Annotated in this window: 12 protein-coding genes; 6 read left to right on the top strand and 6 right to left on the bottom strand. The window is 66.2% G+C overall.

Translation table 11 applies throughout. The annotated features are described in order from the left end of the window. The 3 genes from J8I34_RS23145 to J8I34_RS23155 all read left to right on the top strand — a co-directional run. Positions 1–380 (top strand): hypothetical protein (locus J8I34_RS23145; protein ID WP_209807095.1); only part of this gene is annotated, 380 nt, incomplete at its 5' end. 142 nt (positions 381–522) lie between these two features. Beyond that, positions 523–912 (top strand): OsmC family protein, encoded by a 390-nt coding sequence (locus J8I34_RS23150; protein WP_209807096.1) that lies wholly within the window; start codon positions 523–525, stop codon positions 910–912. Between the two features lie 391 nt (positions 913–1,303). Then, the gene (locus tag J8I34_RS23155; protein WP_029045023.1) at positions 1,304–2,125 is read left to right on the top strand and encodes a hypothetical protein; all 822 of its coding nucleotides are present in this window, start codon (positions 1,304–1,306) and stop codon (positions 2,123–2,125) included. Between the two features lie 160 nt (positions 2,126–2,285). Here J8I34_RS23155 and J8I34_RS23160 read toward each other — a convergent pair whose 3' ends face one another. From J8I34_RS23160 to J8I34_RS23185, 6 genes are all read right to left on the bottom strand, one after another. Next, positions 2,286–3,047 (bottom strand): lipoyl protein ligase domain-containing protein, encoded by a 762-nt coding sequence (locus J8I34_RS23160; protein WP_209807097.1) that lies wholly within the window; start codon positions 3,045–3,047, stop codon positions 2,286–2,288. Positions 3,048–3,103: 56 nt separating this feature from the next. Further along, complete coding sequence (locus tag J8I34_RS23165) at positions 3,104–3,445, bottom strand: carboxymuconolactone decarboxylase family protein (protein WP_209772529.1); 342 nt, start codon at positions 3,443–3,445, stop codon at positions 3,104–3,106. 75 nt (positions 3,446–3,520) lie between these two features. Beyond that, a complete protein-coding gene (locus tag J8I34_RS23170; protein ID WP_209807098.1) occupies positions 3,521–4,636 on the bottom strand; it encodes an acetoin dehydrogenase dihydrolipoyllysine-residue acetyltransferase subunit in 1,116 nt (371 codons plus the stop codon). Next, positions 4,636–5,652, bottom strand: a complete 1,017-nt coding sequence (locus J8I34_RS23175; protein WP_209807099.1) for an alpha-ketoacid dehydrogenase subunit beta — start codon at positions 5,650–5,652, stop codon at positions 4,636–4,638. Before J8I34_RS23175 ends, J8I34_RS23170 begins: the two co-directional genes overlap by 1 nt. Positions 5,653–5,700: 48 nt before the next feature. After that, a complete protein-coding gene (locus J8I34_RS23180; RefSeq protein ID WP_029045028.1) occupies positions 5,701–6,714 on the bottom strand; it encodes a thiamine pyrophosphate-dependent dehydrogenase E1 component subunit alpha in 1,014 nt (337 codons plus the stop codon). Positions 6,715–6,747: 33 nt separating this feature from the next. Then, entirely contained in the window at positions 6,748–7,821 is a 1,074-nt protein-coding gene (locus J8I34_RS23185) for an ATP-NAD kinase family protein (RefSeq protein ID WP_209807100.1), read from the bottom strand. A 367-nt stretch (positions 7,822–8,188) separates the two neighbouring features. On the opposite strand from J8I34_RS23185, the gene J8I34_RS23190 reads away from it, so the two are divergent. From J8I34_RS23190 to J8I34_RS23200, 3 genes are all read left to right on the top strand, one after another. Then, positions 8,189–9,133: a YncE family protein gene (locus J8I34_RS23190; RefSeq protein WP_209807101.1), complete on the top strand. Its 945-nt coding sequence runs from the start codon at positions 8,189–8,191 to the stop codon at positions 9,131–9,133. A 126-nt stretch (positions 9,134–9,259) separates the two neighbouring features. Then, positions 9,260–10,612, top strand: a complete 1,353-nt coding sequence (locus J8I34_RS23195) for an MFS transporter (RefSeq protein ID WP_209807102.1) — start codon at positions 9,260–9,262, stop codon at positions 10,610–10,612. Continuing rightward, on the top strand, positions 10,609–11,577 hold the full coding sequence (locus J8I34_RS23200) for an amidohydrolase family protein (RefSeq protein ID WP_209807103.1): 969 nt from the start codon (positions 10,609–10,611) through the stop codon (positions 11,575–11,577). The genes J8I34_RS23195 and J8I34_RS23200 overlap by 4 nt, the downstream gene beginning before the upstream one ends. The last annotated feature ends 24 nt before the right edge of the window (positions 11,578–11,601 follow it).

Genomic DNA, 11,601 nt, shown 5'->3' on the forward strand with positions numbered 1-11,601 from the left:
CGCTCACTCTCAGAAAACTGACTGACCAGATCCGAAGATCCAGTCACGTTTTGCTGTGCGAGCACTGTATAACTTGTGAAGCAACACTGTCCGAAGACAGCGGCGTCCGCTACCCAGCGCCCACACTTATCGGTTGTTTGTTTGTTAAAGAACTTCGCTCACCGGCTTTGCCGTTCAGCGCGCTGCGTTGTCTGCAGCAGAGAAACGAAATTATGCAGAGCTTTCTTCGTTTCGTCAACCGTTTCAGCAATCTTTTTTTGCTGCAGTCAGCGCGCCAACTTCGCCGCGCCAACCCTCCCGGTCGACCCCGCAACCCTTGCTGCGTCTGCCTTTGCAGCGCCGCGTTGTGTTGCGAGGGGGCGAATATTAAGGGAGTGTGACAGGGTTGGCAAGCACTTTTTCGGAAAACCCTGAAAACGCTGAAAAAGTGCCGCCGCCACTGCTTTCAATGGTTTGTAGGGCCCTGTATAGAATGACTGCTCCGGCCCGCCGGGCCGCTTACTTATCAGATAGGGACGATCGATGACTATCCAAGCGACCTGGCAGCCTAGCCAGGGCAACACCATCTGCCACCTGAGCAATGGCACCGCCAAATGGCAGGCCGACCTGGATGCCTCGGCGGGCGGCGATACCAGCTACCCCAGCCCTCACGACTTGCTCGATTCCGCGCTGGCCGCTTGCACGACCTTGACGCTGCAGCTCTATGCCAGGCGCAAAGGCTACGCCATCGCCAGTATCGGCGTGACGGTCGGCCATGAAGAGGCCAACGGCACCTATACGCTGAAGCGCGAGGTCAAGGTCAGTGGTGAGTTGACGCCCCAGATCCTGGACGACCTGCTGCGTGTCGCCAATCGTTGCCCGGTACACAAGACGTTGTCCGGACAGATTGCTATCGACACGTCAATCGCCTGAGAACCGATGGGCTCCTGTTGCCGCCGCAAATGATAATTGTTACCATTTGTATTCTCGGGCTCAGACACGACCTGAGTCAGCAAATGGGTTACCGGACACGCTTCGTGTCCGGTTTTTTTTCCGCTCGCGCCTCGATCACTGACCCGCAGCCACGCATTGCCGTGTCATCGTCCTGACGCCAGCCCCAGGCTACCGTGCGGATAACGGCCGCCAGGCCTCACCCGGTCGGGGGGTGCGGCGGCCAATGTGTTGGCTGTCCAACGAAGGTTGCGTCGTATTCAGGCTAATCCGGCACCGCGTGCTTTGTCTGCGATTCAGCGCCGGCTTACCATGATCGAAAAGCAGAACAAGAAGAAAAACGCATCCAGAAGCGTCGTGAGCGGGGGAGTCCTTGACCAACTTTATTGAAGCGTATTGCTCTCAGGTACGGCTTGCGGGCGCCACCGGCGTCATTGCCAGACCGGTCCTGGTCGCGCAAGACGGTACGTATGCCATGCACTACGTACCGTGCGAATACCTGAACGCGCAGGCGCAGCTGGTGCTCGTCAGCACCACGCCGGGCCATGCCCATGTGCGGCTGGCAGCGTCCGTGACCGAGGAGCTGATGCGCAGCCACGCGCCGGGCCGCGTGATCCAGCGCGAGAACAAGCGGCGGGTGGAACTTGGCGGCAAGCTGGTTCGCCCGAACCTGATCCGCATGCTCGACCACTTCCGCGTACCCGAGCTGGTCGGCCTGCCGCATGCCGCGGCGCTGTGGAACGAAGGCTTCGAACGACTGCAGCCGCTGGCCTTGCTGCCGCATGCGACCACCCGGCGCGGGCTCGCCTTCGACGGCCCCTTCGAAGATTTGATGGCGGCACCCATGCTGCGCGAAGTCTTCGAAAGCCAGTTTCTCGACTCCGTCCGGCAGATCCGCACCGACGCTCTCTATATCGCGCTGGGCCGAACCGCCTGGGCGGGGCTCCGGCATGCCGTCAGCCGGCGGCTGATCGCGCGCAACCAGTTGCTGGGCATGATGCCGGTACCCGCGCGAGCCGGCAGCATGGTGCGCTATTTCCTGCGCGAACTATCCGTCAGCGACCTGTCGCCGAAGGATCCGGTGCGCCATCGCGTGGGATGGCTGGACGCCGCCCATGCCGAGCTGGAAGGCAACGTCCGCAAGATCAAGGCGGCGGCAGAACCGGATCCGCATGGCACCTACCTGATCGCGTAGCGATCGCTCGCCCGGCAGACTGTGATGCATACGCCCCACCAAAGTAGGGTCTTGCGAGGCCGTTTCGTGTCGATAACGTTTCCTGAGGAAACTGATCTCCTCGCATTCCCGATTGGCGGCCCCACGTGGGCCGCAATTTTTTGCGCGCTCCGTCAGCTGGCTAGGCCGGTGGCGGCGTCTGCGCGGCGCTATGCCACAGTGCGTCCGATACCTGCGCCATCAGCTCCGCATCATCCGCGACGGCATGTCCCTGCGCCACCAGCGCTTCGCGCACGCTGACCACCTTGCCGGGATCATAGCGGCGGCCACTGTCGATCGCCGCCTCGAACGCATTCGCGCGTGCGTTGATCTGGGCCGGATCGGCGCTCACCAGCAGCACCGCATGCGCCAGCACCAGATGGCGCTGGCCATCGCCGGACTGCATTGCCGCAGGTGCCCGCCGCCAGTACTGCGCGGTGCCGGCGATCTTGCGCGCCGCCTCCGGCGGCCCCCATGCCAGGTTGAAGCGGCCGTCGCAGAAGGAACCGGCCACCGCCTGCCAATGCGTCGGCACGCCAAGCGCCAGCAGCCCCCTGCCGATCACCTCGCACAGGTGCAGATAGACCGCATCGCTGAGCGCACCGGGCGGCTGGCCAACGCCATAGGCCAAGCTCAGGTTGAGGATGCCCGGGCCTTGCGGCACCAGTCCCCCGCCCGACATGCGCAGGAACACCGGGCAGCCTTGCCGAGCGAACTCGCTACGCGCGGCCTCGAAGCCGGCATGCCGCTGGTAGGTGCGCGGTACCACCAGCGACAGCGGCGCTTCCCACAGTTGCGCGACCTGTCTGGCCTCCGCGGCGAGTTCGAGCAGCGCCAGTTCATCCTGCAACGGATCCACATGCGGCTTGCCGGCAGGCGCGGGCTCGACGAACTCAAAAGGCATGGCACGGCAGCGGTCGGGGGGGCCGGTCGGGTAGCGATAGGCCGAGTCTAGCAAGGCTAGCCGTTGAGTGCATCGAAATAGGCCAGCGCCTTCGCCGCGTACATCGCACCCGGGCCGCCGCCCATCTCGATATTGAGCGCCAGCACTTCGGCCACTTGCTCGCGCGTGGCGCCGTGGCGCAGCGCCTGCGCCGTGTGGAACAGCACGCAGTCGTCGCAGCCCTTCTGCACGGCCAGCGCGACCGCGACCAGCTCCTTGACCGCGGCGGGCAGGCTGCCTTCCTGCGTGGCGGCCTTCATCAGGCCCTGGAATGCGCTCATAGCCGCGGGCTGGGCTTGCGCGAGCGCGGCGAACTGCTTGTTGATCTGGGCGAGGCGGGTCTTGAGGTCTGTGCTCATGAAAACTGTCGTCGTGATTCGGTGGATGGAAGACAAACGCGGGCAGCAGCGCATGCCGCCGCCCGCGCCGCGGCATCAGCCGCCGAGGTGCTGCCTGAGCAGCGCGTTGAAGTCGTTGGCCTTTTCCATCTGGCTCATGTGGCCGGCATCGGCAAAGACCTTGACCGTGGCATCGGGCGGCGCCGCCTCGGCATGCTCGGCCGGGATGATGCGGTCCTGTCCGCCCCACACCACCAGCACGCGCTTGCCGGTGCCGGCCAGCCGCTGGCCGGGCTGCTCCTTCTGCCTGCCGCCGGCGAACAGGTCCTGGCCCAGCGAGGTCAGCGCTTCGGTCACGCCATCCAGCCGCTTGTAGCGCAGCAAGTCGTCGAGCATCTGCCGGCTGACCAGCCCGGCATCCGCGAACAGCAACTCGATCACCGGCTTCAGGTCCCGCCGCGACTGCGCATTGACGAAGCCCTCGGTATAGCCGCTGTTGACCGCTTCGCCGAAGCCCACCGGCGACACCAGCGCCACCGACAGCACCCGCTGCGGCGCGTCCACGGCGAGTTGCGCCGCCACGCCGCCGCCCATCGAATGGCCGACCAGGTGCGCCGCGCCGATGCCGGTCTCGTCCATGAAGCGCGCTACAAAGCCGGCCATCTGCGCCAGCGTCGTGCCCGCGAGCCGCGGCGACGACTGTCCATGGCCGGGCAGGTCCAGTGCCACGACCGTGTACGTGTCGGCAAGGGGATCGAGGTTGAACAGCCAGTTGTCCAGGTCACCGCCAAAGCCGTGGATGAAGAGCACGGTCTCGGCGCCGTCGCCCTTGCGGGCGTAGCGGACGCGGACGCCGTCGACGTCGGCGAACTGGTACGCGGCGGCGGCGTCTTCCTCGTCGCCCTCGTCCGCGGGCGCTTCATAAGCCGATACATACGCGTCGATATCCGCATCGCTCACCTCCGCCGGGGCCAGCACGCCAAGCAGCGCTTTCACCGGCAGCACGTCGCCGGCCTGCGCCACCTTGCGGCGCAGCGTGCCGGCGTCCGGCGCCTCCACCGCATTGGCGATCTTGTCGGTTTCCACATCGAGGATCGGCATGCCCACGCTGATCTCGGCGCCTTCGTCGACGAGCCAGGCATTGACCGTGCCTTCCTTCATCGACAGGCCCCACTTGGGCATCACGATCGGGGTAATTGCTGCCGTTGCCATCAGTGCTTGCCTCCCTTCACGGTCTTGCGCGCGGCGGCAACGATCTGCGCCGCGCTGGGGATATACAGGTCTTCCAGCGTGGGCGAGAACGGCACCGGCGTATGCGGCGGGCACACCATCTCGATGGCGGCCTTGAGCGCGCCGAATGCCTGTTGCACGACCTGCGCGGAGATATCGGTGGCGATATTGCAGCGCGGGCTGGCTTCATCCACCACCACCAGGCGGCCGGTGTTCTCGACCGACTCCAGCACCGTGTCCATGTCCAGCGGCGACAGCGTGCGCAGGTCGATGACCTCGGCCTCGATGCCCTCCTTGGCAAGTGTGGCCGCCGCTTCCAGCGCGCGGTGCACCATCAGCCCGTAGGTGACGATCGACACGTCCTTGCCGTCGCGCACGATATTGGCCTCGCCGAACGGGATCGCATACGCGCCCTCCGGTACTTCGCCTTCCAGCCCGTACAGGTTCTTGTGCTCGCAGAAGATCACCGGGTCGTTGTCGCGGATCGCCTGGATCAGCAGGCCCTTGGTGTCGTATGGCGTCGATGGGCACACCACCTTGAGCCCGGGGATATGCGTGAACAGCGGCGTCAGCATCTGGCTGTGCTGCGCGGCGGCACGGAAACCCGCGCCGACCATGGCGCGGATCACCACAGGGGTTTCGGCCTTGCCGCCGAACATGTAGCGGAACTTGGCCGCCTGGTTGAAGATCTGGTCGAAGCACACGCCCATGAAGTCGATAAACATCAGTTCGGCGATCGGGCGCATGCCGCACGCCGCGGCGCCGATGGCCGCGCCCACATAGGCTGACTCCGACAGCGGCGTATCCAGCAGCCGGTCGCCATGCTTGGCATACAGGCCCTTGGTCACGCCCAGCACGCCGCCCCAGGCGTCCTTCTCGCCGTCCGCGCCCGCGCCGCCGACGATGTCTTCGCCCAGCATGATGACGCTGGGGTCGCGGGTCATTTCCTGGTCGATCGCCTCGTTGATCGCCAGCTTGATGCTCAGTTTGCGAGCCATGTTTGTCTCCTGATAAATCGGTTAGCCGTCTTGTTAGCGAGAGGCGGATCAGTAGCTGACGTAAACGTCGGTGAGCAGGTCTTCCGGCCCCGGCAGAGGCGCGGCCTTGGCTTCCTGCACGGCGTGCTCGATCAGCGCGGCGACTTCGCGGTCGATGGTGTCGAGTTCCTCGCGCGCGATCACGCCGGCCTGCGTCACGGTGCGGGCAAACAGCTTCAGGCAGTCCTTGTTGGCGCGGATGTCGTCGAGTTCGCCGGCGGCGCGATAGGTCTGCGCATCGCCCTCGAAATGGCCGTAGAAGCGAACCATCTTGCATTCGAGCAGCGACGGGCCGCCACCTTCGCGCGCGCGGCGGATGACTTCGCCGGCGGCCTCGTGCACGGCAAAGAAGTCGGTGCCGTCGACAGTCACGCCCGGGATGCCAAAGCCGGCGGCGCGGTCGACATAGCTGTCCACCGCCGTGCCATAGTCGCGCGAGGTCGACTCGGCATAGCCGTTGTTCTCGATCACGAAGATCACCGGCAGGTTCCACACCGCGGCCAGGTTCAGGCTTTCCAGGAAGGTGCCCTGGTTGGAAGCGCCGTCGCCGCAGAAGGTGATGCCGACCTCGCCCTTGCCGCGGAACTTGGCCGCCAGCGCTGCGCCGCAGACCAGCGGCGCGCCCGCGCCCAGGATGCCGTTGGCGCCCATCATGCCCTTGGACAGGTCGGCGATATGCATCGAGCCGCCCTTGCCGTTGCACGAGCCGCCCTTCTTGCCATAAATCTCCATCATCATCGCCACCGGGTCCACCCCCTTGGCAATGCAGTGGCCGTGGCCGCGGTGCGTGCTGGCGATGCGGTCGCCATCGTGCAGGTGGTGCAGGATGCCGACGCCCGCGGCCTCCTCGCCCGCATACAGGTGGACAAAGCCCGGGATGTCGCCACGCGCGAAGTCCACGTGCAGGCGCTCCTCGAAATCGCGGATGGTGCGCATTTTCCGGTACACCGTCAGCAGCGTCTCCTTGTCGAGCGGCAGCGCGGCGCGATGTTGCGCAGGATCTTGCGAAGCTCTGGCTGTCATGTCTGTCTCCTTCGTTCTATCAAGGTTTGCACTTCAGGAAAAGCAGGTAAGCAACGGGTTGCTGCTGCGCATCAGCCGATGCTGCGCGGCATAGCGCATGCAGCCCGCCACGTCGATGCTGCGAAAAGCGTGTTCATGCAGGGTCACGGTGACTTCGTCGTCGGGCCCGAAGGCCAGCTCGCGTTCGCCGTCGAGCGCGACGATGCCGCTGCGCTGGCGCACGCGGTGCGGGCGGCCGTGTTCGAGGCGCTCCCAGCCGGCCACCGGCACCGTGCACAGCAGTCCCGGCGCGATCGGTGCGCGCAGGTCGAATTCACCCTCGCCCGGCGCGGCCAGTTCGATCGCCAGGCCGCCGGGATCGCGCCGGCCCAGCGGTTCGAGCAGGCCGGCGATGGCGGACAGGCCGATGGCCTGCGGATCGGCAAACGACACATAGACCGCGGCAAGGGTGTCGGTCTTCCACAAGGCGCGCGCGCCGATGAAGTGCTCGTGCGAGATCACCGCATCCACCAGCGCAATGTCGCGGCGAAAGCCGCCGTCGCCATCGCGGATGACGATGTCGAGCCGCTTGTTGGAGGCCAGCGCTTGCTTGTCGGGAACGCGCCCGGTGGCATAGAGCCCGGTGGCGATGCCGGTGATGGTGGGCTCGCGCATCTCGGGGTAGGCATTGTTGGTGCCGGTCGACAGGCCGGCGATGGGAACGCCACCGCATTCGCGCACCACCGCGCGGTGGGTGCCGTCGCCGCCGAGCACGATGATCGCGGCCACGCCGGCGTCTGCCATGCAGCGCGCGGCGTGCAGCGTGTCATCGACACGCGCGGTCACGGGCATGTCGAGGTATTCGACGGCAGGCAGGCCGGAGTCGGGACCTTGCCGGCGCGCCAGGTGCCGCGACAGCATGACGCGCAGCCCTTCGCGGTCCGGCATCATCAACACGCGGCCCACGCCGCATGCCGCCAGCGCGGACAACAGGCGCAGCACGATATTGACGCGATCGGCCAGCTGCAGGCTGTTGGCGTTGGCGATCACGCGGCGGATATCGCGCGCGGAAATCGGGTTGGCGATGATGCCGACCAGTGGCGTGCCGGCGACGGCTGCGTGCCCCATTGCCTGTCTCCTGTTGTGGTTGTGGTGACAGGCAAATTGCAATGGCTGTGCCAGTGCGCGGTAGCCGCCGCGAGATCGGAAAACGACCCTCCGGCGGCGTTCGATTTAAGGGATAACCCGCACGATTTGCCATGCTCCGCGCGGCAAACAGCCCAGCGCGGCTATCACGGCGAGACAGGTGTCACAGTGCAGTTGTACAGACTGGACAACCGTATCGCGCAGCGGCGGCCGCGGGTGCGGCCGATTACTTCCGGGAATACCTCGATGTGCAATATTCAGTGGTTGGTGACGGCTTCCTGCGCCAGACTCTCCTCCTCAAACAACGACCTGCTTCGCCATCCCGCCGCGAAGCTAATGAGGAGACAGAATGGACACGCGCTGGATCGCAGTGCTGGTGGAGAAGTTCGGCCACAGCTTCAGCGGCTATGACCTGGAAAGCGGTGCGCGCCGCTTCAGCGTGCCGCTGCCGGACTACCCACATGAGTTCGTGGTCGACCGCGCACGGCTGCGCGGCTATGTCGGCCACTACGGGGTACAGACCTTTGCGCATGCCGGAAATGGCGGCGCCGCCGTGTGCTGCGTCGATATCGCCGGCGGAGAGCGTGAAGGCGACCTGGACTGCGCGCCTTATCACCGCATCCATGGGCTGCAGATTGACGCGCTAGGCCGCGTCTATGCCCTGAGCGAGCGCGACAACATGCTGCTGGTGTTCGAAGCCCCGTGGGAGAGCTGCACGCCTGCGCGCGCGGTGCCGTCCGGCGGCGTCAAAAGCCACCTGTTCGTACTGACGGGCGACGGGCAACGCGCCTACGTGACCAACCTGCTGTCACACACGGTAACGCTGGTCCACCCCTACGATGCGAGCCGGCCGCCGCGCGCAGCCCACGCCGGCCGGCGGCCTGAAGGCTGCTGCCTGAGTCCTGACGAATCCCTGCTCTACGTCTCCAGCCGCGACGACCATACCATCGCGCGGCTCGACGCCCACACGCTGGAAGTGCTCGGCACGGCCGCCACGGGCGAGGATCCCACCCGACTGTACTGGTCGCCTTGCGACCGCTTGTTCGCGCTCAACTATGGCGAGCGCAGCCTGCGCATCTTCGACCCGCACACGCTGGTCGAGCTGGCACGGGTCGATACCGGCGCCAAGCCGATCGCACTGGCATTCCATCCAGCCGACCCTGGCCGCGCCTGGCTTGCGCTCAACGACCACAGCGTCAGCGAACTGGACCTTCGCACGCTGGCGTTGCGCCATGCCTTTGCCACCGGCAAGGAGCCGGACGGCCTCGCCATCCTGGCGCTGCCGTCCCGCTAAGCGCGAGGTTCCACAGGCCCGTCGCCGCAACCGTCGGCCGGCACTCATACCATTTCGTCGCAGCACAGACCCAGACGCTAAAGCAGCCGCCGAAGCAGCCGCTGAAGGCGCCCATGAAGGAGACCTATGAACATCCCGCAGCAAGCGCGAGCCGACAACGCCGTCGCCCTTGATTCTCCTGCCGGCGCGACGCCCGGCACCGCCTCGGCCACCGCCCGGATTCCCGCGCAGCGCTGGTGGCGCATCATCCCGCCCATCCTGATGGTGTGCATCGTCTCATATATGGACCGGGTCAATATCGCCTTTGCCATGCCGGGTGGCATGAACGAGGCGCTTGGCATCGGTGCCGGCATGGCGGGCCTGGCCGGCGGCATCTTCTTCGCCGGCTACCTGTTGCTGCAGGTTCCGGGCGGCAAGCTGGCCGTACGCGGCAGCGGACGCAAGTTCATCGGCTGGTCGATGCTGGCGTGGGCCGTGATCTCCGTGCTGACCGGCCTCGTGCGCAACGAGACCGAGTTGCTGGTCCTGCGCTTCGCACTCGGCGTGGCCGAGGGCGGCATGCTGCCGGTGGTGCTGACGATCGTCGGCAACTGGTTTCCAGACCACGAGCGCGGCCGGGCCAATGCGCTGGTGATCCTGTTCGTGCCGATTGCCGGCATGATTACCGCGCCGCTCTCGGGACTCGTCATCGCCGCGCTGGACTGGCGCTGGCTGTTTATCATCGAAGGCGGCATCTCGGCGCTCTGCCTCGGCGTCTGGTTGGCATTGGCCTGCGACCGGCCTCAGGAGGCCCGCTGGATTTCCACGGCGGAGCGCGATTACGTCCTGACGCAACTGCGCGCCGAGCAGCAACGAGCGGCGCCAGCGGCCTCTGCGTCAACGAACCATGCGGCTACGCGCACAGTGATCTTGCGGCTGCTGTCGGATACCGTGATCCGTCGCCTGATCGGCCTGAATTTCCTTTACCAGGCTGGCATCTACGGCTATACGTTGTGGCTGCCAACCATCCTCAAGGACCTGACCCACGGCGGCATGGGCCAGGTCGGCTTGCTGGCGATGGTACCGTATGTGGGAACCATGGCCGGCATCCTCGTGGTGTCTGCCTGGTCGGACCGCAGCGGGAAACGCCGCGCTTTCGTGATGTGGCCCTTGCTGGGCTTTGCCGCCTGCCTGGCCGGATCGGTATGGTTCCATGCCAATACCTGGCTGGCCTACGGTCTGCTGGTCGGCTGCGGCGTGTTCCTGCAAGCCGCCGCGGGCGTGTTCTGGACCCTGCCCCCGCGCCTGCTGGCCGCAGACGATGCGGGCGTGGCGCGCGGCCTGATCAACGCACTTGGCAATCTTGGCGGGTTCTGCGGGCCGTATGCAGTTGGGCTGCTGATCCAGTATTTCGACGCCGGCGTGGGCGTCTACATGCTGGCTTGCGCGCTCGTGCTGGCTACCGTGCTGACCGCCACCCTGCCGGAGTCCTGCCGATGACGTGCAACGTCTTGCCTGCCGGCGAGCGACTGGCGATCGTCGATGCCCACCACCATCTGTGGCAGCTCGATTGCGGGCACTACCCGTGGCTGCAGGAGGGGTACCAGCCGGCAACATTCTTTCTGGGCGACTACCAGGCCTTGCGCCATGACTATCTGGCGGCTGAGTACCGGCGCGATACGGCTGGCGTATCGGTGCTGGCAACCGTCCACATCGAGGCCGAGCGGGACCGGGGTGAAGCCATCGCCGAGACGGCGTGGCTGCATGAGCCCCGCTGGCCCCGGGGCATGGCCGCCTCCGTGGTCGCTTACGCCCCGCTCGGCACCGCAAACTGCGCCGCGCTGCTTGCGCGCCAGGCGAGTTTTGCACGGGTGCGCGGCATCCGCTGCAAACCGCTGACGGCATCCGCTCCGGGCGAGTCGGTTGCGGGCAGGGCAGGATCGATGCAGGATCCCGGCTGGCTGGAAGACCTGGCGCGGCTGCCGCACCACGGACTGTCGTGGGACCTGCGCGTGCCGTTCTGGCATCTGCAAGAGGCGGCGCAGGTGGCCGCCGCCCTGCCCGAGCTGGCGATCGCACTGAATCATGCCGGCTTGCCGCTGGACCGGTCGGAAGCCGGGCTGGCTCACTGGCGGCGCGGCATGGAAGCGCTGGCCGCCTGCCCGAACGTGATGGTCAAGTTGTCCGAGTTCGGACTGCAGGGCGGCCGCTGGGATGCGGCTGAGAATCGCCGCATTGTGCGCGAGACGCTGGCCATCTTCGGACACGAGCGCGCCATGTTCGGCAGCAACCTGCCGGTTTCGTCGTTGAGCGCCGCGTTCGGCACGGTGCTGCGCATGGTGACCGACGCGCTGCCGGACCCCCTCGCCAGGCAACGGGTATTGGCCGGCAATGCTGTGCGCTTCTACCGTATTGGCGCCAGGCACATGTCCTCGGCACCAGCCCAAGACCGCGCAATGTGTTGATTCCGGTCGCAGTGTGGTCCGCCA

This window comes from Cupriavidus phytohabitans, assembly GCF_017815025.1.
In the GTDB taxonomy this organism is placed as follows: Bacteria; Pseudomonadota; Gammaproteobacteria; order Burkholderiales; family Burkholderiaceae; genus Cupriavidus.

Excerpts from the sequence above, each read along its gene's own strand:
- J8I34_RS23150 (WP_209807096.1), top strand. The coding sequence starts at position 523 with ATGACTATCCAAGCGACCTGGCAGCCTAGCCAGGGCAACACCATCTGC.
- J8I34_RS23160 (WP_209807097.1), bottom strand. The coding sequence starts at position 3,047 with ATGCCTTTTGAGTTCGTCGAGCCCGCGCCTGCCGGCAAGCCGCATGTG.
- J8I34_RS23165 (WP_209772529.1), bottom strand. The coding sequence starts at position 3,445 with ATGAGCACAGACCTCAAGACCCGCCTCGCCCAGATCAACAAGCAGTTC.
- J8I34_RS23170 (WP_209807098.1), bottom strand. The coding sequence starts at position 4,636 with ATGGCAACGGCAGCAATTACCCCGATCGTGATGCCCAAGTGGGGCCTG.
- J8I34_RS23175 (WP_209807099.1), bottom strand. The coding sequence starts at position 5,652 with ATGGCTCGCAAACTGAGCATCAAGCTGGCGATCAACGAGGCGATCGAC.
- J8I34_RS23180 (WP_029045028.1), bottom strand. The coding sequence starts at position 6,714 with ATGACAGCCAGAGCTTCGCAAGATCCTGCGCAACATCGCGCCGCGCTG.
- J8I34_RS23185 (WP_209807100.1), bottom strand. The coding sequence starts at position 7,821 with ATGGGGCACGCAGCCGTCGCCGGCACGCCACTGGTCGGCATCATCGCC.
- J8I34_RS23190 (WP_209807101.1), top strand. The coding sequence starts at position 8,189 with ATGGACACGCGCTGGATCGCAGTGCTGGTGGAGAAGTTCGGCCACAGC.
- J8I34_RS23195 (WP_209807102.1), top strand. The coding sequence starts at position 9,260 with ATGAACATCCCGCAGCAAGCGCGAGCCGACAACGCCGTCGCCCTTGAT.
- J8I34_RS23200 (WP_209807103.1), top strand. The coding sequence starts at position 10,609 with ATGACGTGCAACGTCTTGCCTGCCGGCGAGCGACTGGCGATCGTCGAT.